General features: G+C 70.6%; 16 protein-coding genes and 3 pseudogenes. 10 read left to right on the forward strand and 9 right to left on the reverse strand.

The window, feature by feature from the left end:
• Positions 1-137: 137 nt before the first annotated feature.
• The gene (locus QQK35_RS10895; RefSeq protein WP_284254186.1) at positions 138-2,633 is read left to right on the forward strand and encodes an ATP-dependent Clp protease ATP-binding subunit; all 2,496 of its coding nucleotides are present in this window, start codon (positions 138-140) and stop codon (positions 2,631-2,633) included.
• Between the two features lie 83 nt (positions 2,634-2,716).
• Positions 2,717-3,220 (forward strand): amino-acid N-acetyltransferase, encoded by a 504-nt coding sequence (locus QQK35_RS10900; RefSeq protein ID WP_284254187.1) that lies wholly within the window; start codon positions 2,717-2,719, stop codon positions 3,218-3,220.
• A gap of 97 nt (positions 3,221-3,317) precedes the next feature.
• Here the strand turns inward: QQK35_RS10900 and QQK35_RS10905 are convergent, their stop codons facing one another.
• The gene (locus QQK35_RS10905) at positions 3,318-4,157 is read right to left on the reverse strand and encodes a zinc-binding dehydrogenase (protein ID WP_284254188.1); all 840 of its coding nucleotides are present in this window, start codon (positions 4,155-4,157) and stop codon (positions 3,318-3,320) included.
• A gap of 38 nt (positions 4,158-4,195) precedes the next feature.
• Positions 4,196-4,321: pseudogene (locus QQK35_RS20460) on the reverse strand (alcohol dehydrogenase); the annotation flags it as partial.
• Between the two features lie 120 nt (positions 4,322-4,441).
• Between QQK35_RS20460 and QQK35_RS10915 the strand changes: the two are divergent.
• From QQK35_RS10915 to QQK35_RS10950, 8 genes are all read left to right on the forward strand, one after another.
• The gene (locus tag QQK35_RS10915; RefSeq protein WP_284254189.1) at positions 4,442-4,717 is read left to right on the forward strand and encodes an enolase-like domain-containing protein; all 276 of its coding nucleotides are present in this window, start codon (positions 4,442-4,444) and stop codon (positions 4,715-4,717) included.
• Positions 4,718-4,797: 80 nt separating this feature from the next.
• The gene (locus QQK35_RS10920) at positions 4,798-5,547 is read left to right on the forward strand and encodes a mandelate racemase/muconate lactonizing enzyme family protein (protein WP_284254190.1); all 750 of its coding nucleotides are present in this window, start codon (positions 4,798-4,800) and stop codon (positions 5,545-5,547) included.
• Between the two features lie 79 nt (positions 5,548-5,626).
• Positions 5,627-8,131, forward strand: a complete 2,505-nt coding sequence (locus QQK35_RS10925) for a serine/threonine-protein kinase (RefSeq protein WP_284254191.1) — start codon at positions 5,627-5,629, stop codon at positions 8,129-8,131.
• Positions 8,132-8,170: 39 nt separating this feature from the next.
• Positions 8,171-9,514 carry an ABC transporter substrate-binding protein gene (locus QQK35_RS10930; RefSeq protein WP_284254192.1) on the forward strand — a complete coding sequence of 448 codons (1,344 nt, stop codon included), beginning with the start codon at positions 8,171-8,173 and terminating at the stop codon, positions 9,512-9,514.
• Positions 9,515-9,573: 59 nt separating this feature from the next.
• Complete coding sequence (locus tag QQK35_RS10935; RefSeq protein WP_284254193.1) at positions 9,574-10,476, forward strand: carbohydrate ABC transporter permease; 903 nt, start codon at positions 9,574-9,576, stop codon at positions 10,474-10,476.
• Entirely contained in the window at positions 10,473-11,213 is a 741-nt protein-coding gene (locus QQK35_RS10940; protein ID WP_284254194.1) for a carbohydrate ABC transporter permease, read from the forward strand. Before QQK35_RS10935 ends, QQK35_RS10940 begins: the two co-directional genes overlap by 4 nt.
• A gap of 179 nt (positions 11,214-11,392) precedes the next feature.
• Complete coding sequence (locus QQK35_RS10945; protein ID WP_284254195.1) at positions 11,393-12,178, forward strand: IclR family transcriptional regulator; 786 nt, start codon at positions 11,393-11,395, stop codon at positions 12,176-12,178.
• 63 nt (positions 12,179-12,241) lie between these two features.
• Complete coding sequence (locus tag QQK35_RS10950) at positions 12,242-12,865, forward strand: hypothetical protein (RefSeq protein ID WP_284254196.1); 624 nt, start codon at positions 12,242-12,244, stop codon at positions 12,863-12,865.
• A gap of 16 nt (positions 12,866-12,881) precedes the next feature.
• Here QQK35_RS10950 and radA read toward each other — a convergent pair.
• From radA to QQK35_RS10985, 7 genes and pseudogenes are all read right to left on the reverse strand, one after another.
• Positions 12,882-14,245 (reverse strand): annotated as a pseudogene (radA, locus tag QQK35_RS10955) (DNA repair protein RadA).
• A 90-nt stretch (positions 14,246-14,335) separates the two neighbouring features.
• Positions 14,336-14,968 carry a DUF5666 domain-containing protein gene (locus QQK35_RS10960; protein WP_284254197.1) on the reverse strand — a complete coding sequence of 211 codons (633 nt, stop codon included), beginning with the start codon at positions 14,966-14,968 and terminating at the stop codon, positions 14,336-14,338.
• A 29-nt stretch (positions 14,969-14,997) separates the two neighbouring features.
• On the reverse strand, positions 14,998-15,552 hold the full coding sequence (locus QQK35_RS10965; RefSeq protein WP_431311844.1) for an ABC transporter permease: 555 nt from the start codon (positions 15,550-15,552) through the stop codon (positions 14,998-15,000).
• A 9-nt stretch (positions 15,553-15,561) separates the two neighbouring features.
• Positions 15,562-16,229, reverse strand: a pseudogene (locus tag QQK35_RS10970) (ABC transporter permease); the annotation flags it as partial.
• Positions 16,226-16,966 (reverse strand): ABC transporter ATP-binding protein, encoded by a 741-nt coding sequence (locus QQK35_RS10975; RefSeq protein ID WP_284254200.1) that lies wholly within the window; start codon positions 16,964-16,966, stop codon positions 16,226-16,228. The gene QQK35_RS10975 and the pseudogene QQK35_RS10970, both read right to left, overlap by 4 nt.
• Positions 16,963-18,258: an efflux RND transporter periplasmic adaptor subunit gene (locus tag QQK35_RS10980; protein WP_284254201.1), complete on the reverse strand. Its 1,296-nt coding sequence runs from the start codon at positions 18,256-18,258 to the stop codon at positions 16,963-16,965. The genes QQK35_RS10975 and QQK35_RS10980 overlap by 4 nt, the downstream gene beginning before the upstream one ends.
• A gap of 95 nt (positions 18,259-18,353) precedes the next feature.
• Positions 18,354-20,030, reverse strand: a complete 1,677-nt coding sequence (locus QQK35_RS10985) for an HAD family acid phosphatase (RefSeq protein ID WP_284254202.1) — start codon at positions 20,028-20,030, stop codon at positions 18,354-18,356.
• Positions 20,031-20,075: the final 45 nt, after the last annotated feature.

The raw sequence follows: 20,075 nt of genomic DNA on the forward strand, positions 1-20,075 counted from the left end.
GGTGCGCCACCGGCACGCCGACGGGGCTCGCGACACCCCTCACGCCCACGGCGAACACGGGATCACCCGGGCCGACCCCCTCGTTACTCTCAATGCAAGGCACCGCCCGACCGGTGCCTGACGAGAGGTTTCAGATCATGTTCGAGCGTTTCACCGACCGGGCCCGCCGGGTGGTCGTCCTCGCCCAGGAAGAGGCGAAGATGCTCAACCACAATTACATCGGCACCGAGCACATCCTGCTCGGGCTGATCCACGAGGGCGAGGGCGTCGCGGCCAAGTCGCTGGAGTCGCTCGGGATCTCGCTCGACGCCGTGCGCGAGCAGGTGCAGGACATCATCGGGCAGGGGCAGACCCAGCCGACCGGCCACATCCCCTTCACCCCGCGCGCCAAGAAGGTGCTGGAGCTGTCGCTGCGCGAGGCGCTGCAGCTCGGTCACAGCTACATCGGCACCGAGCACATCCTGCTCGGGCTGATCCGCGAGGGCGAGGGCGTCGCCGCGCAGGTGCTCATGAAGCTGGGCGCCGACCTCAACCGCGTGCGCCAGCAGGTCATCCAGCTGCTCTCGGGCTACCAGGGCAAGGAGCAGGTGGCCGTCGGAGGCAACGACGCGACGCCCGACAAGGGTTCGCAGATCCTCGACCAGTTCGGCCGCAACCTGACGCAGGCCGCGCGCGACGGCAAGCTCGACCCGGTCATCGGGCGCGAGAAGGAGATGGAGCGGGTCATGCAGATCCTCTCCCGCCGCTCCAAGAACAACCCCGTGCTGATCGGGGAGCCCGGCGTCGGCAAGACCGCCGTCGTCGAGGGGCTCGCGCAGGCGATCGTCCGCGGCGAGGTGCCGGAGACGCTGAAGGACAAGCAGCTCTACACGCTCGACCTCGGCTCGCTCATCGCCGGATCGCGCTACCGCGGCGACTTCGAGGAGCGCCTCAAGAAGGTGACGAAGGAGATCCGCACCCGCGGCGACATCATCACCTTCATCGACGAGATCCACACCCTCGTCGGTGCCGGCGCCGCCGAGGGCGCGATCGACGCGGCCAGCATCCTGAAGCCGCTGCTCGCCCGTGGCGAGCTGCAGACGATCGGCGCGACCACGCTCGACGAGTACCGCAAGCACTTCGAGAAGGATGCCGCGCTCGAGCGCCGGTTCCAGCCCGTGCAGGTGCACGAGCCGTCTCTGCCGCACACCATCAACATCCTCAAGGGACTCCGAGACAAGTACGAGGCGTTCCACAAGGTGTCGATCACGGATGGCGCGATCGTCGCGGCGGCGAACCTCGCCGACCGTTACGTGAGCGACCGCTTCCTGCCCGACAAGGCCATCGACCTGATCGACGAGGCGGGCGCGCGCCTGCGGCTGTCGATCCTGTCGGCGCCGCCGGAGCTGCGCGAGTTCGACGAGAAGATCGCCGGCGTCCGCGGCAGCAAGGAGGCCGCGATCGAGGAGCAGGACTTCGAGAAGGCCGCGTCGCTGCGCGACGAGGAGAAGAAGCTGCTCGGCGAGCGGCTGCGCCTCGAGAAGCAGTGGCGCAGCGGAGACGTCGCCGCGTCGGGCACCGTGGATGAGGGAGTCATCGCGGAGGTCCTCGCGAACGCGACCGGCATCCCGGTCTTCAAGCTGACCGAGGAGGAGAGCTCGCGCCTGATCTTCATGGAGAAGGCCCTGCATGAGCGCGTTGTCGGTCAGGAGGAGGCCATCTCGGTGCTCGCCAAGACCATCCGCCGCACGCGCGCCGGGCTCAAGGACCCGAAGCGTCCGAGCGGGTCGTTCATCTTCGCCGGCCCCACGGGCGTCGGCAAGACGGAGCTGGCCAAGGCGCTCGCGGAGTTCCTGTTCGACGACGAGGACGCGCTGATCTCGCTCGACATGAGCGAGTACGGCGAGAAGCACACCGTCTCGCGGCTGTTCGGCGCCCCTCCCGGGTTCGTCGGCTTCGAGGAGGGCGGCCAGCTCACCGAGAAGGTGCGCCGCAAGCCGTTCTCGGTCGTGCTGTTCGACGAGATCGAGAAGGCGCACCCGGACATCTTCAACTCGCTGCTCCAGATCCTGGAGGAGGGACGTCTGACGGATGGCCAGGGCCGCGTCGTCGACTTCAAGAACACCGTGATCATCATGACCACGAACCTCGGCACGAAGGACATCACGGGCGGCCCCGTCGGGTTCACGCTCGAGGGCAGCTCGGAGAACTCCTACCGCGCGATGCGCGGCAAGGTGGTGGAGGAGCTCAAGAAGCACTTCAAGCCGGAGTTCCTGAACCGCGTCGACGAGACGATCGTCTTCCCGCAGCTGAACCAGGACGAGCTCAAGCAGATCGTCGGGCTGTTCATCAAGCGGCTGGCCGAGCGCCTGCTCGACCGCGACATGACGATCGAGGTCTCGGATGCCGCCAAGGCCCGGCTGATCGAGCTCGGCTGGGAGCCCACGATGGGTGCCCGCCCGCTGCGCCGTGCCGTGCAGCACGAGGTGGAGGATCGGCTCTCGGAGAAGATCCTGCACAACGAGCTGGTGGCCGGCGACCACGTGCGGGTCGACTTCGTGCCCGGGCCGGACGGCGGCGAGTTCACCTTCGAGACCGGGCGTCAGCCCGGCCGCGAGGAGCTCCCGGAGCCGGTCGCCGCGATCGAGGCCTGACCCCGCGCGATCCCCTAGCCAAAAACGCCCAGTGCGACCCCGGTCGCACTGGGCGTTTTTGGCAACACCGGTAGGGTCGGAACGTGACGGAGATACGGGTGCGGCCCGCCCGCACTCCGGATGTCGTGCAGATCGAGCGCATGATCCAACCGCTCGTCGAGGAGCGCATCCTGCTCGGCAAGGACCGCGTCGTCTTCTACGAGGCCGTCCAGGAGTTCCGGGTCGCGGAAGCACCCGACGGCGAGCTGGTGGGTTGCGGCGCCCTCCACGTCATCTGGGAGGACATCGGCGAGGTGCGCACTCTCGCCGCCGCACCCGCGTGGCGTCATCGCGGCGTCGGCCACGCGCTGCTGGAGCGCATCGAGGACGACGCCCGCGCCCTCGGTCTCGCCCGCCTGTTCTGCCTCACCTTCGAGACGGCGTTCTTCACCGCCCACGGCTACGCCGAGATCGGGGAGGGCATCGTCGCGCCCGACGTCTACGCCGAGCTCGTGCGCTCCCCCGACGAGGGCGTCGCCGAGTTCCTCGACCTGGCCCGCGTCAAGCCGAACACCCTCGGCAACACCCGGATGCTCAAGCAGCTCTAGGAGCGGGCGCCGATCTCGACGATCGCCCGGCCCACGATCTCGCCGCGCGCGAGGGCCGCGTAGGCGTCGGGCGCCTCGTCGAGCGAGACCCGCCGCGTCACCATCGACGACGTGTCGAACCCCCGCGTTCGGCGATGCCGACGACCTCGGGCAGGTCCTGGCGGGTGCGCCCGCCGTAGGAGCCCACGATCGTGTACCCCCGGCGCACCAGCGGGGTGATCTCGATGGAGGCGGTCGCCTGGCCGTCGGCGATGCCGATCGCGACCATGCGACCGCCGTCGTCGAGCATCCGGCTCGCCTGTTCGAACGTCGCCGGGCGACCCAGCGCCTCGAACGCCACGTCGACGCCCCCGGTGAGGTGGCGGACCTCGGCGACGGCGTCGGTCGTCGACGAGTCGACGGCGTCGGTCGCGCCCAGCCGCAGGGCCTGGGCGAGCTTGTCGGCCGCGATGTCGACGGCGACGATGCGGGAGGCGCCGGCCGCGACGGCCATGCGGATGACGGCCCCGCCGATCCCGCCCGCACCGACGATCGCGACGCGATCGCCCTCGCGCACCCCGCCGGCCCGGAAGACCGCGCCGTAGGAGGTCAGGCCCGCGCAGCCGAGGATGCACGCGCTGGCGAGATCGACGCCGACGGGAGCCGGCGTGAGCGCGGTCACCGGGGTGACGCAGTACTCGGCGAGACCGCCCATCGAGTACATCGCGAGGAAGGAGCCGTCGGGCATCGCGAGCCGGCTGGTGCCGTCGTACAGGGTGCCGCGCAGGCGGTTCTGCGCGAAGAACTCGACGCACATGTCGTCGCGGCCGCGCTCGCACTGCCGGCAGGTTCCGCACGGCATGATGAACCCGCCGACGACCGCGTCGCCGACCTCGAGCGAGGTCGAGGTCCCCTCGCCGAACGCGACGATCGTGCCGCTGATCTCGTGCCCGAGCACCGCGGGGCGCGGAAAGCCGACCTCCCCTTGATGACGTGCAGGTCGGTGTGACAGACGCCGCACGCCTCCACGCGGATGAGGGCCTCGCCGCGCTGCGGGACCGGCGTCCGCAGCTCCATCACCCGCAGGCCGGCCGCACCCTCCTCGAGCACCGCGGCCCGCATGACGGGCGGCGCTGCTTTCGTATCGTGGAGGTGTCTATCCACGATTGGCTAACGTAGGGCGAGACGCCGGACGCGGTCAAGAGGCCGCACGACGCACTGCGCGTCGGGAGGGGACCGCTCATGAGGATCGACGCGATCGAGACGCTGCGGCGCGGACCGCTCGTGGTGGTGCGGGTGAGCACCGACGACGGCGCCGTCGGCATCGGTCAGACGGCGCCGTACGAGGCGGCGGTGACCGCCCACGTGCTGCACGAACTGGTCGCGCCGTTCTTCCTCGGCCGCGAGGTCTGGGATGCGGAGGCCCTCGTCGACGAGTTCCTGCGGCAGACGTACAAGTTCCCGAGCAGCTTCCTGCTCCGCGGCCTCGGGGGATCGAGACGGCGCTCTGGGACCTGATGGGCCGCGCGGCAGGCCAGCCCGTCTGGCGGCTCCTCGGTGGCGCGGCCCGCGATTCGGTACCGGTCTACGCCTCCAGCATGGTGCGCGACATCACGCCGGAGGCCGAGGCCGACCGGATCGCCGGCCTCGCCGCGGAGTTCGGCTTCCGGGCCGCGAAGATCCGGGTCGGCGAGGCGATGGGTCGCGACGTCGACGCCGCCCCGCACCGCACGGAGCGCATCATCCCTCGGATGCGGGAGGTCCTCGGCCCGGATTTCCTGCTCAGCGCCGATGCGAACGGCGGATACACGGCCGCCCAGGCCATCCGGGTGGGCCGGATCCTGGAGCAGCACGGCTACTTCCATTTCGAGGAGCCGTGCCCGTTCCCCCAGCTCGACGAGACGGCCGCCGTCGCCGACGCGCTCGACATCCCGGTGTCCGGCGGTGAGCAGGACACCTCCCTGCCGCAGTTCCATCGCATGGTCTCGCGGAGGGCCGTCGACATCGTGCAACCCGACGTCGGCTACATCGGCGGCATCTCGCGCGCACGCAAGGTCGCGGTGCTCGCGGAGGCGGCCGGGATCCCGTGCACACCGCACTGCGCGAACGCCTCGCTCCTGCAGGTCTTCACGCTGCACCTGGCGCTGGCCATGCCCGCGTGCATCCACCCGCAGGAGTGGAGCATCGAGCGCACCCCCTGGACCGAGGGGGTCTTCGGGCCGATGCCCGAGGTCGTCGGGGGCGAGGTCGCGGCGCCGCACGAGCCCGGCTGGGGGATCGAACTCGAGGAGGGCTTCGTCGCCCAGGCGGAACGACGTATTTCGCGTGGATCACAACAAATGGATTGACCTGCTCCGGCCGGTGACCTAGCGTGGCCTGCGTTGCGGAATTTAGTTTCCGTAGCGTGGAAGATGCGAAGGAGCTCCCGTGAGCGATCTGCCCGCGATCGACGTCGATCCCGAACTGAGCGGGGTCGATCCGGTGCCGTGGGCGATCGCACGCCTGGAGCGCGCGATCTCGTCCGCGGGGCGTCCCGTGCCCGCTCTCCGCGTGCGGGCCGGCGGGGTCGCCGCGGGCGACGAGGCCTTCCGGCTCGAGACGGACGACGACGGACTGACCGTGCGCGCCGGCCATGCGCGCGGGGCCGCGTACGGCATCACGGAGCTGGCGGACCGGATCGAGTTCGGGGATGACGGCGCCCTGGTCGCCGCGGACGGAGAGGATGCGGCGCCGGCGGTGCCCGTGCGCGGGGTGCTGCGATCGTTCTCCAGCGACGTCCTCGATCTCGGGTGGTTCCGGGATCGCGCGTTCTGGACCGGCTACCTCGACGAACTCGCCGCCCAGCGGATCAACCGCGTGCAGCTGGCATTCGGGATGCAGTACAACTTCTCGCACGACATCGACGTGCGCGACAACTACCTGTGCTTCGCCTACCCCTTCCTGCTCGAGGTGCCGGGCTGGCAGGTGAGCGTCGCGAACGTCGACGACGCCGACCGCGAGGCGAACCTCGCGGCGCTGCGATTCGCGAGCGACGAGGCCGTTCGGCGCGGCATCGACTTCCAGCTCGGGCTGTGGAATCACGCGGTGCGGCCCGAGCTCGGCGAGAGCCCGGAGCTGCGCTACCCGATCGAGGGGATCGCCGACGAGCAGATCGCCGAGTACTCGGCCGTCGCCCTGCGCCGGCTGCTCGAGGCCTGTCCGGCGATCTCGGGAGTGACCTTCCGGGTGCACTACGAGGGCGGTGTTCCCGAAGCGGGGCACGGGGCGTTCTGGGGGCAGATCATGACGGCCGTCGGCGAGGTCGGCCGGCCGATCGACATCGACATGCACTCCAAGGGGGTCGACGACGAGCTGCTCGCCGCCGCCCGTTCGACGGGCGGGCGGGTGGCGCTCTCGCCCAAGTACTGGGCCGAGCACCAGGGGCTGCCCTACCACCAGGCACGCGTGCGCGATCTCGAGCGCGCGCGGCCGATGAACGACGACGCGCTCTCCGGCGTCACCCAGAACACGCGCCGCTTCACCCGGTACGGCTACGGTGACTTCCTGCGCGGCGATCGCGAGCAGGACGTGGTGTTCCGCGTGTGGCCGGGCACCCAGCGCTTCCTGCTGTGGGCCGATCCGGCGATCTTCGCCGGATACGGCCGCTGGTCGACGATCGGCGGGGCCCGGGGCGTGGAGCTCTGCGAGCAGCTGACGTTCCGCGGGCGCAAGGGCACCGGCGAGGGGCCGCGCGACCTGTACACGGACGCTGAGCTGCACCGGCCGGCGTCGGACGACTGGCAGAAGTACCGCTACGGCTACCGGCTGTGGGGCCGCCTGCTCTTCGACCCGGATGCCGATCCCGAGCAGTGGCGGCGTTACCTCCGTCGCGCGTACGGCGAGGCGGCGACCGCCGTCGAGGAGGCGCTCGGCGCCGCGGGCCGCATCCTGCCCCTGGTGACGGTGGCGTACGGCATGAGCGCCTCGAACAACTTCTACTGGCCCGAGGGATACACGAACCTGCCGATGGTGCACGACGGCGACAAGGGCGCCGGGATGTACGACTTCGACACCCCGGCCCCCTACACCTGGCCCGCGATCAGCCCGTTCGACCCCGAGATGTTCGCGACGACGGACGAGTTCGCCGACGACATCGTGGCCGGGCGCGCCACCGCACGGCGCACCGCGGTCGACAACGCGGCCGACCTGGAGCGGCTCATCGAGCGGGTCGACCGCGCGGTCGCGCAGGCCTCCGCCGCGCCGACGTCGCCGCTCCTGCGCGAGGCGCTGATCGATGCACGCCTGCAGGCGGGACTCGGCCGGATGTTCGCCGAGCGGATCCGCGCCGGTCTCGACGTCTCGCTGCACGAGCGGACGGGCGAGGCCGCGCATCTCGCGCGGGCCGTCGAGGCGCTCCGGCGCTCGCGTCGGGCCCTGGCCGACGTCGTCGACCTCGCGTCGACGGTCTACGTCGACGACCTGGCGTTCGGTGACCGGACGACCGAGCGCGGCGGATGGCGCGATCGCCTCGCGCAACTCGATGCCGAGCTCGCGGAGATCACCGCGCGATCGGGCGCTCTCGGTGCGGGCGATCCGGCGCGCCTGTCGGCGCTCTCCGGCCCGCACACGGCATCGGCGGTGCGGGTCGCCTCCGATGAGACGTACGAGCCGGGCGCGGAGGTCGTCGTCGCGGTGACCGGCGCGGCGCCGTCATCGGTCGTCGAACTGCACCACCGCCCGCTGGACCAGTCGGCCGAGTGGTCGGTCATCACCGTGACCGCCGACGCGGAGGGCACGGCGCGACCGGTCATCCCGGCCGCCGCCACGACGTCGCCGTATCCGCTCTCGTGGTACGTCGTCGCGGACGGGGGCGGTGGCCCGGCCATCCATCCGGGACTCGGGGAGGACCTGTGCGCGCAGCCCTACGTCGTCCTCACCCCGACGCATCACTGATCCCGCATCACCCACCTGCAACGACAAGGAGAGACGAAGATGTTCACCCTGCAGCACTCCGCCGGGGCACGGCCCCGTCGTCGCCGCGGGATCGCCGCGGCCGTGATCGCTCTGGTGGCCGCGTCGGCGCTCGCCGCGTGCTCCACCGCGACGCCCGGCGCCGCCGGAACCGCCAGCGGCGCGCCCGCGAAGGGGCCGAAGGTGAGCGGGTCGCTGACCGTCAGCTTCCTGAGCGGTCAGGCCTACATCGATGACGCCATCAGCTCGTTCAAGGCGCAGAACCCGGGGCTCACCGTGCAGACGACCCAGGCGGTCTCCAACACGTATCAGCCGCAGATCCGCGCGCAGCTCGATGCCAAGCACGCCCCGGATGTCATGTTCGTGTGGGGCGGGTCGGGCAACGCCATGGCGACCAAGATCCTCGCCGAGGCCGGCGAGCTGCAGAGCCTCCAGTCCAGCCCGTGGGTCAAGACGGTCGGTTCGACCGCGAACAGCCTCGTCACCTACAACGACAAGGTCTACGCGCTGAACAGCTTCCAGAACCCGACCGGGGTCGAGTACAACACCGACCTCATGAAGAAGCTCAAGGTGCATGTGCCCACGACCTTCTCCGAGATGCTCGACTTCTGCCAGACGGTCAGCTCGAAGGGCATCGTTCCGATCGCGATCGGCGCGCAGACCGGCTACCTCTCGACGGAGGTGCCGCTCGAGCTCGCCAACACGCTCGTGTACTCGAAGGACCCGAAGTTCGCCCAGCACCTCGCCGACGGCAGCGTGAAGTGGAGCACCTCGAAGCTCTGGAAGAACTCGCTCACGACGGCGCTCAAGCAGTACGTGAAGATGCAGGACGCCAAGTGCTTCCAGGACAACCCCACCGGGTACTCGGATGCAGCGGCCGACCAGCTCGTGGCATCCGGCAAGGCCCTCGGCGTCGACATCATCGGGTCGAACCTGCCGACGCTGAAGCAGGACGCCCCCTCGCTGAACTTCGACATGTACTCGCTGCCCGCCACGGAGAACGCCTCGGACACCGTGCTCACCCTGAACACGGGTGCCGCGTGGGGTGTCGCCGCCTCGACCGACAACAAGAAGGCGGCCGTCGCGTTCGTGAACTACATGGGTCAGCCCGACCAGCTCGCGGCCGCCGCGAAGGCGAACTTCGGGGTGCCGTACACGCCGACCTCGAGCACGAAGATGCAGCCCGAGATGAAGGGCGTCGAGAAGCAGTACCTCTCGAACAAGGTCGCCCTGTGGCAGACCAATTTCTGGCCCGGCTACCAGGTCAAGCAGACCATGATCGCCGAATGCCAGAACCTGCTCGTCGGCAAGCAGACGGTGCAGGGGGTCGTCGACGCGATCCAGAAGTCGCTCGGCGACTCCTGACCCGGCCCGCCCCGGTCCGGCCCGCCGCGGGCCGGCCCGGGGCCTCCATCGGAGACGTCATGACAACAGACATCGCTCGACCCGGTGCCGTCCGTCGCCGCACCCGTCGGCTCGGTGTTCCGTTCTGGTTCGCCGTGCCGGCGCTCGTGTTCTTCGTCGCGCTCGTCGCCTACCCGACCGTGCAGGGCATCGTCTACGCCTTCACGGACTGGAGCGGGCTGGGCAGCGCGATCCACTTCAACGGGATCGACAACTTCGTCGGCCTCTTCTCCGACCCGCAGACGGCCGGCGCGCTCATCAACACGCTCGTCATGGCGGTGACGATCACCATCGCCCAGAACGTCACCGGCCTCGCCCTCGCCCTCGGCGTGAACTCGCGGATCAAGACGCGCAACGTGCTGCGCACGCTGCTGTTCGCGCCGGTCGTGATGACGCCGATCATCGTCGGCTATCTCTGGCAGTTCCTCTACGTGCCCAACGGTCCGGTGGCGTCGATCGCGGCCGCCCTCGGCTGGAGCAACTTCAACGTGCTGGGCGATCCGTCGACCGCGATCTGGGGCGTCGTCTCCGTGGTCGTGTGGCAGTACTCGGGGTACTCCATGGTCATCTTCCTCGCGGGCATGCAGAACATCCCCGAGGAGATCACCGAGGCGGCGGCGCTCGACGGGGCCGGTGCGATCAAACGTTTCGCCTACGTGACCTGGCCGCTGCTGCGCACGCCGACGGCGATCAACCTCACCCTCTCGCTCATCACCTCGCTCAAGCTGTTCGACCAGGTGGTCGCGACCACGCAGGGCGGCCCCGGGTACGCGACGCAGACGCTGTCGACCCTGCTGTACAACGAGGCGTTCCTGTACAACCGCTACGGCTACGGGATCGCCCTCGGCCTCATCGTGTTCGCCCTCATCGCCGTCGTCGCCTTCGCGCAGATGCGGCTGTTCCGTGATCGGAGCCTGCAGTGACCCGCTACCGATGGCGCACGCTGATCGTCGAGATCGTCATGATCGCGGCCGCGCTCGTCTTCGTCTTCCCGCTCTGGATGCTGATCTCGGTCGGCTTCCGCTCATCGCCCGAGGTCGCGACGAACCCGCTCGGCGCGCCGACGAGCCTGTATCTGGACAACTTCGTGCAGGCGTGGCAGACCGGCGGCCTCGGGCCCGCCTTCGTCAACAGCCTCGTCATCACGGTGCTCGCGGTCGCGATCCTCGTCGTCATCGGGTCCGGCGCGAGCTACTACTTCGCTCGTGCGCTCGGCAAGGGCGGCGGCCGCTGGTACGCGTTCGTCGCGGCCGGCATGATGGTGCCCTTCCAGATCGGGGTGCTGCCGCTGTACCGGTTGTTCACCCAGCTCGGGCTGGGCGGCAATCCGCTGTCGGTGATCCTGTTCAACGCGGGGGTGCAACTGCCCCTCACGGTCATCCTGTACACGGGCTTCATGCGCCAGATCCCCGCCGAGTACGAGGAGGCGGCGCGCGTGGACGGCGCGAGCACCTTCCAGATCTTCACCCGCGTCGTCGCCCCGCTGCTGCTGCCGGTCACCGGCACGGTGATCATCCTGGACGGCATCGCGATCTGGAACGAGTTCTTCACCCCGCTGCTGTATCTGGGGGCACCAACAACGTCACGCTGCCGGTGCAGATCTATGGGTTCGTCGGGGAGTACGGGGCCGACTGGGGCAAGATCTTCGCCGGATTGCTGATGGCCAGCGTGCCGGTGCTGGTGGTGTTCTTCGTGTTCCAGCGGTACATGATCCGGAGTTTCGGCAGCGGCCTGAAAGGCTGAGGATCGGTCGGTCGTCGTCACGAGTCACGGCCGGGAGTGGGAGAATGGCGTGGTCCGGTGTATGACGGACGCGCTCATCGGAAGGGACAGGGACACGTGACCGAAGCCCTTTCGTCCCCGGTCGACGACGCCGCCGTCCAGCGAGTGGGCAGCGTGCAGTCCGTCGAGCGCGCGTTCGAGATCCTCGAGCTGATCGCCGCGGCGGACGGGGAGCTCACGCTGAGCGCGATCGCGGCCTCGAGCGACCTGCCGCTGCCGACCATCCACCGGCTGCTGCGCACGCTCGTCGGGCTCGGCTACGTGAGCCAGAGCCCGAGTCGCAGCTACCTGCTCGCACCGCGTCTGATCCGGCTCGGCGAGACCGCGCACAAGCAGCTCGGCGCGGTCGCCCGCCCGGAGCTCGTCCGGCTCGTCGAGGCGCTCGGCGAATCGGCGAACCTCGCCGTGCTCGACTCCGACACGATCGTGTACGTCGCCCAGGCGCCGTCCCGGCACTCGGTGCGCATGTTCACCGAGGTGGGCCGGCGTGCGCACGCGCATGACACCGGCGTCGGCAAGGCGATCCTGGCCTCCCTGCCCGAGGAGCGGGTGCGGGAGATCATCGACCGCCGCGGGATGCCGGCGGCCACCGACCGCAGCATCGGCACCATGCGCGAGCTGCTGGACGAACTCGCCGTGATCCGCGAGCGCGGCTACGCCATCGACGATGGCGAGCAGGAGGTCGGGGTGCGCTGCTTCGCCACGGTGGTGCCGGGGGCTCCCGTGCCCACCGCGATCTCGGTGTCGGGGCCGGACCGTCGCGTCGACGAGGCATTCGGCGTCCGTGCGGTGCCTCTGCTGATGGCCACGGCCGCGCGACTCGGCGAGGAGTTCCGCGGCTGAGACGCCCGCCAGTTCGCGGCGAGGCTTCCGCCCCGTGCGCCGGGCCGGTCTTACCCTGTGCGCATGTCGTCGATCCGCAACCCCGTGGGTCCCCAGCCGCCGCAGGTGTACTGGCGTCGACGGCTGCTGCTGCTGCTCGGGGTCGTCGCCGTCCTCGTCGTGATCGTGCTGATCGTCGTGCGGCCGGGCGGTGGCTCGCCGAGCTCGGCCGAGACGAAGTCGCCCGGCCCGCACGCCACATCCCCGAACCCCAACCCGACCTTCAGCACCGACGGTCCGGCCGGTTCATGCGATCCGAGCGTCATCACGCTGACGCCCGTCACCGATGCCGCGAGTTACGCGTCGACCACCCAGCCCAAGCTCTCGATGTCGATCACCAACTCGGGTGCGAAGGCGTGCACGCTCGACGTCGGCACCAAGGCGCAGGTGTACACCATCACGAGCGGTGCCGAGACGATCTGGACCTCGACCGACTGCCAGACCGACGCCGTCTCCGACGTGCGCACCCTGCAGCCCGGCAAGTCGCTGACCACGACGCCGTTCGCCTGGGATCGCACGCGGTCGTCGAAGAGCACCTGCTCGGCGACGAACAAGACCCCGGTCATCGCCGGCGGCGCGAGCTACCACCTGCAGGTCAAGGTCGGCAGCGTCACCTCGAGCGCCAGCAAGCAGTTCGTGCTGCAGTAGCCGCCCTGCCCGGCGCTCAGAACGCGGGCACGTCGACGCGGTCGCCGGGCACGGTCTGCGCGAACGCGACGCGGATCGCCTCCCGCAGCACGCCCGCCTCGCCGTCGAGCACACCGGAGAACCCGAGCCGCCGGGCCTCCGCGGCACGCTGGGTCGCCGAGCTCACCGGCCGGATCTCGCCCGCGAGGCTGATCTCGCCGATCGCGGCGAGGGTGGCCGGCAGCGCCTGATCCTTGACGGCGCTCGCGATGGCCAGCGCGATCGCGAGGTCGGCTCCAGGCTCCTGCAGCCGGATGCCGCCCACGGTCGACACGTAGACGTCCGAGCTCGACAGCTTCAGCCCGCACCGCCGCTCGAGCACCGCGAGCAGCATCGCCACGCGCGAGGCGTCGACGCCGTTCACGACGCGTCGCGGCTGCGGCGCCTGCGTGGCGACGATGAGCGCCTGCACCTCGACCGGCAGGGCGCGGCGCCCCTCCATCGCGATGGCGACGCACGTGCCGCTGACGGGAGCGGACGAGCGGGAGAGGAACAGGCCGCTCGGGTCGGGCACCTCGGCGATGCCGTCGCCCGTCATCTCGAAGCAGCCGACCTCGTCGGTCGGGCCGAAGCGGTTCTTCTGCGCGCGGATGAAGCGCAGCGCGGTCTGCCGGTCGCCCTCGAAGTGGCACACGACATCCACGAGGTGCTCGAGCAGCCGCGGGCCGGCGATCGTGCCGTCCTTCGTGACGTGGCCGACGAGCAGCACCGGCAGCCCGCGCTCCTTGGCGACGCGGGTCAGCGTGCCGGCCACCTCGCGCACCTGGGACGGCTGCCCGGGGGCCCCGTCGGACAGCGCCGACGAGACCGTCTGCACCGAGTCGACGATCAGCAGCTCGGGCTGCACGACGTCGACCTGGCCGAGGATGGTGGCGAGGTCGGTCTCGGCCGCGAGATAGAGCTCGTCGGCGCCGTTCTCGCTGCGAAGCGCCCCGTGCGCTCGGCGCGCAGCCGCACCTGGCTCGCGGACTCCTCGGCGCTCACGTAGAGCACCCGGATGCCGCGGCGGGCCGCCCGCGCCGCGACCTCGAGCAGCAGGGTCGACTTGCCGACGCCCGGCTCGCCGCTCAGCAGGATCGCGGCGCCCGGCACGACGCCGCCGCCGAGCACGCGGTCGAACTCGGCGATCCCGCTCGGCACGTGGGCGCTCGCCTCGGCGCCCCACTGCGCGATCGGGCGGGCGGCGCGGGCCTGCGAGACCGGGGCCGGCGCCATCGCGACGCGCGGGGCATCCCGCTCGATCACGGTGCCCCAGGCCTGGCACTCCGGGCAGCGGCCGTACCATTTGGCGCCCGTCCAGCCGCAGTCGCTGCACGCGTACGCGGCGGTCGGTCGAGCCATGCGGTCAGCCTAGGTCGCCCCTCCGACGGCAGAGGACGGGCCCGCCGCATCGGAGGAGGATGTCCGCGCGGCGGGCCCGGGTGAGGGGGTTCAGTTGCCGGAGCCCGACCCGCTGCCGCCGCCGGTGCCGCCGCCGAAGCCGCCGCGGAATCCGCCGAATCCGGTCTGGCCCTCGGCGATCGCGGTCGCCGACACATCGCCCGACGCATCCTTCTGCCCGATGACGGTGACGCTGTCGCCGGACTTCAGCTTCGAGACGCTCGAGGTGCTCGTCCGGGTGACCTTCGTCGCAGCGCTCGTGCCGACCTTGACGGTCGAGCCGTCCTGCAGCTTGAGCGTGATGGTGCTGCCCTCGACCGCGGTGATGGTGCCGGCCGTGAAGGCTCCGCCCGCGCCGGGCCGGCCGGCCGGGGCGCCCTGGCCTCCGCCCGCGCCGCCCTGTCCTCCCCCGAAGCCCTCGCCGCCGCGGACCCCTCCCGCGCCCTGGCCGAAGCCGGCTCGCTGCGGGGCGGCGTGGGTGGTGCTCTGGCCGATGAACACTCCGCCGACACCGCCGACGACGAGTGCCGCGACGACCGCGAGCGCGGGTGTCAGATACCTCGTCAGCTTCTTCTTCGGGGCGCTCGGGGCGCTCGGCGCGGCCGGGGCGTCCGGGTCGGGCGCGGGGAGCGCCGCGGGGTCGTGCTCGTCGCCCGGCGTCGCGGGTGTCGTGTCGTCGTTCATGGTGAATCCCTTCGTGATGGGTGTCCGGGTCAGGTGGCGCGCAGGGCCTGGATGGGGCGCATCGCCGCGGCGCGGGCCGCCGGGTAGACGCCGAAGAACACGCCGATCGCGACCGAGACGCCGAGCGCGAGCGGGATCGAGAACCCGAGCACCTCGGGTTGGGTGCCGTTGATCGGGTACTGCGCGCCGACGAGCGCGATGATCACGCCGAGCACGCCGCCGAGGAGCGTGAGCGTCGCCGCCTCGACGAGGAACTGGCCGAGGATGGCCCCGCGGGTCGCGCCGAGCGCCTTCCGGATGCCGATCTCCCGGGTGCGCTCGGTGACGGTCACCAGCATGACGTTGGTCACGCCGATGCCGCCCACCAGCAGCGAGATCGCCGCGACGGCCCCGAGCAGCACGGTGAAGCTCTGCGCGCTCGCCGCGGCCGTCTGCAGCAGCTGCGTCTGGTCGGTGATCGTGTACGGCGCCGGCGTCGCCCCGGATGCCGTGTCGGGGTCGTACCCCAGCAGCTGATCCAGCATGACCTCGGTCTCGCCCTGCGCCGCGGCGACGTCGTCCGCCGACGTCGCCTCCACCGTCATCGTGCTGATCGGGCCGAAGCCGGTGAAGCTGCGCTGCACGCGACTGATGGGAGCGATCACGACCGAGTTGGCATCCTGCGCGCCGGTCGAGGACACCGTCTGCAGCACCCCGACCACGGTGAACGGCGTGCCGCCGACATCGATCGACTGGCCGAGTGCGCTGCCGGTGGGGAACAGTTCCGACGCGAGGGTCGCGCCGATGACCGCGGTCTTCGCCGCGCCGGTCACGTCGGCGTCGGTGAAGGGGCGCCCGAGCCGATGCGGTTCGTGGTGACCGTGAAGTACTGCGGGGTCGTGCCGATGAGCGAGGTCGAGTCCTCCGACGCGGAGGAGGCGACCGTGAGCGAGGTGTCCACCTGCGGCACGACCGCGTCGACGTGCCCGAGCCGGGAGGCGGCGAGGCGGTCGGCGACCTGCAGCGTGAGCTTCTTCGTCGAGTCGGACGACGCGCCCGATTGCCCGCCGAACCCGAACCCGCTGCCCGCGCGCACCGTGAGCGTGTTCGTGCCGAGTTGCGTGATGAGGTCGCGGATCTGGGTCGAGCTGCCGTTGCCGACCGCGAGCAGCAGGATCACCGCAGCGACGCCGATCATGACCCCGAGCAGCGTGAGCGCCGAGCGCAGCTTGTTCGCGGTGATGCCGCGGAACGCGCTGCGCAGCAGCTCGCCGGGCGTCATCGTGCACTCCCGGCCGGTTCGGCCGCGACCGCGCCCCTGCCGCGGACGTCGCTCACGAGCATCCCGTCGCGGATGTGCACCACCCGCCCGGCCCGGGCGCCGACGGCGTCCTCGTGGGTGATCACGACGATGGTGCGGCCCTCGCCCGAGAGCCGATCGAGGATCTCGAGCACGTCCTCGGTCGAGGCCGAGTCGAGGTTGCCCGTGGGCTCGTCGGCGAGCAGGATCGCGGGGTCGGTCACGAGCGCCCGCGCGATGGCGACGCGCTGCTGCTGGCCTCCGGAGAGCGCGTTCGGCAGGTGACCGGCGCGGTCGGCGAGCCCGACCAGGTCGAGGGCGGCCTCGGCGCGCTGCCGGCGCTCGGCGCGGCGCACCCGGCCGTAGACCATCGGGAGCTCCACGTTGGCCAGCGCCGACATCCGGGGGATCAGGTTGAACGACTGGAACACGAACCCGATCCGGCGTCCCCGCACGCGGGCCAGCGCGCGCTCGTCGAGCGACGCCACGTCATGCCCCTCGAGCACGCAGGTGCCGGAGCTCGCCATGTCGAGGCAGCCGAGCAGGTTCATGAGCGTCGACTTGCCGGAGCCCGACGGCCCCATGATCGCGAGGTACTCGCCCCGGTCGACCGTGAGGTCGATGCCGCGCAGCGCGTGCACGGCGGTGTCGCCGCTGCCGTAGGTCTGCCGGATGCCGTGCAGCTCGAGCACCGGATGCCGCGGTGGGAGGAGCGTCATCCGTTCGCCCCTCCGCGGAAGGAGCCGCCCGTGCCGCCGAAGGCGCCGCCGTTGCCGCCGAAGCCCCCGGTGCCACCGCCGAATCCGCCGCGTGTGCCGGTCCTTCCGGTGATGCCCGTCGTGCCGCCGGTGCCCGTCGTGCTCGGCGTGAGCGTGCCGATCACGACGGTCTGGCCGGCCGTGAGGCCGTGGGTGATCTCCGTGCCCTGATCGCCCACGACCCCCGTGATCACGTCGACCGTCGAGGTGGTGCCGGTCTTCTGATCGACGACTTCGACCGTCGAGGTGCCGTTCGCCGTCGTGATCGCGGCCGCCGGCACGAAGAGGGCGTCGTCCTTGCTCGACGCGATCGTGATCGCGACCTCGGCCGTCTGCCCGAGGCGCACCTTGGCCGGCAGCTTGTCGAGCGTGATCGTCGTCGCATACGTGACGACCGAGTTGGATGCCGTGGCCGTCGGCGAGATCGCCGTCACCTTCGCGGTCGCGGTGATGCCGGTGAGCGCGGGGAAGGTGATCGAGGCGGCCTGGCCGACCGCGACGTCGGCGATGTCGGCCTCCGCGATGTTCGCCGTCACGACGTAGGCCGAGGTGTCGGCGATCGTGACGAACCCGGATCCCGAGCTGCTCGACGAGTTCGAGCCCGAGCCGCCGCCGGACGCCCCGGATCCGCCGCTCGTGCCGCTGCCCGACGAGGCGCTCGACCCGCCCGATGACCCACCGACCTCGCCGTTCACCGCGATCACGAGCCCGCCGATGGGCGCCGTCAGGGTCGCCAGGGCGACCTGCGCCTTCGCCTGCTGATAGGCGTCGGAGGCCTTGGTCACGGCGCCCTTGGCCGCGTTGATGCTCGCCGTGGCATTGCCGCCGCCCTGCCCGGAGCCGGAGGTCGCCTGCTGCTCGGCCGCCGTCAGGTTCTGCTCGGCATGCACGTACTGCGTCCAGCCCTCGCTCTGCGCCGTCTCGAGGTCGCTCGCGTCGATCGTGGCGAGCGTCTGCCCGGCGGTCACCACCTGGCCGACGCTCACGTCGACGGCCGACACCGTGCCCGAGACCTGGAACGAGGCCGCGACCTCACGCGTGGGCGCGATCGACCCGCTCGCCGTGACGGTCTGGCTGACCGACCCCCGCTGCACCGTCGCCGTGAGCCGGGTCGCGGAGGCGCCGGCGGCCGATGCCGACCAGGGATGCCAGAGCCAGAGCCCGCCGCCGGCGAGCGCCAGCACGATGACGCCGACCAGGATGCCGTTGACCAGAGCGCGACGCGTGGGCTTCACGCTGAGGACGATGGCCACGCTTCATATGCGCACCATTGAGCGGACCTATGAACGAACCGAGAGCCCGGTCACGCGCGGTGACCGGGCTCTCGGATCGGCAGGGCGCCGGTGCCTCAGGGCAGGTAGTACGTCGGGTTCGGCAGCTTCACGTCGAACAGCGCATGGCCGCCGATGAGGTCGCTGTACTGGTCGCCGAGGTTCGCGACGATCCGGTACTTGCCGCCCGCCTTCGTCTCGAGGTAGGCGCGGGTGCCCGACTTGTACTCGATGGTCGTGCAGGTCGCGCCGGCCGCGCAGTCCAGATACGCCGGCTTCTGGCCCGCGGCGAACTTCACGAAGTAGTTCGCATCGGTGAAGCCGATGTAGCCGACCTTGGTCACGTTCTCGATCGAGGCGGCCTTCTGGGCGGCGCTGCGTCCGGTGATGCCGATGGGCTGGCATCCGGCCTTCAGGATCGCCTTCTCGAACGCCACCATGCCGGGCGTCGCGGGGAAGACCTCGTTCAGCACGTCCTGGTTGTTCTGCGCCGGGTCGAAGTGGAAGTGCATCGTGCCCACCTCGCGGTCGTAGGTCCACAGCATGGTGTCGTCGGTGTCGAAGATCACCGCCGGCTTCTGGTGCAGCCGCTTGCCGACGTAGCACGCGGCCGCGATCTTGGGCAGCTGCTGCCACTCGATGCGCGTCATCTCGCGGATGTAGGGCGAGTCGGTCTTGTTCGCGATACCGGTGCCGGGGTCGCCGTAGTAGGTGGCGATGGTCTTCTTGACGACGTCGATGTTCGGGATGCCCTCCCCGCCCTGCGTCGCCCCGCTCGATCCGTCGGCGGCCATCGTGAAGCGCGTGCGCGGCTGGAGGCTGCGCTCGTCGACTCCGGACTGCTGGATCGACGCGAGGTCGGGCGACGGCAGATAGTAGGTGGGGTTCGGCAGCTTCTGCGCGTTGTCGGAGTAGCCGCCCTGCAGGTCGGACCACTGGTCGCCCACGTTGAGGGCGATGTCGTAGTGCAGGTCGTTCTCGATGTGCTTGCGCGTGTTCGCCTTGTACTCGACGGTCGTACAGCCGGCGGTCGCGCAGGTCACGTAGCTCGGCTGCTCACCGGTCGCCCATTTCGTGAAGTAGTTATCGGCGGTGAAGCCGGTGTAGCCGACCTTGGTCACGTTCTCGATGGAGGCGGGCTTCTGCGCGGCGCTGCGGCCGGTGATCCCGAACACCGCGAAGCCGGCCTGCTGCGCCGCCTTCTCGAACCCGACCATCGCCGGGGTCGCCGGGAACACCTCGCCCAGCACGTCGGTGTTGTTGGCGGCCGGGTCGAAGACGAAGTGCATCTCGCCGACCTCCTGGTCGTAGGTCCACAGCATCGTGTCGTCGGTGTCGAACACGATGGCGGGCTTCTGATCCGGGTGGTGCGCGACCGAGCTCGCGTAGAGGCGCGGCAACTCCGCGGTCATCTTCGCGACGATGCCGTTCATCTCCGAGATATAGGGAGACGACGTCTTGTTGGCGATGCCGGTGCCGGGGTCGCCGTAGTAGGTGGCGATGGTCTTCTTGACGATGTCGATGTTCGGGATGCCCTCCCCGCCCTGCGTCGCCCCGCTCGATCCGTCGGCGGCCATCGTGAACTGGGTGCGCGGCGTCAGGGCCGCATCGTGGTTCGAATGCCCGTGATCGCCGGGGCCTCCGTGGCCACCCGGCCAGGCGTTCGCCGAGACGGCCCCGGCGAGGATCCCGCCGGCGGCGAGCGCGACGGTGGCGACGCCCACGAGGGCGGCGCGGAGCGGACGGTTCGACATTGATCCTCCAGCGCTGAGGCATGGTCACGTCCCCCGAATGGGGGC

Source organism: Pseudolysinimonas kribbensis (genome assembly GCF_030161895.1).
In the GTDB taxonomy this organism is placed as follows: domain Bacteria; phylum Actinomycetota; class Actinomycetes; order Actinomycetales; family Microbacteriaceae; genus Pseudolysinimonas; species Pseudolysinimonas kribbensis.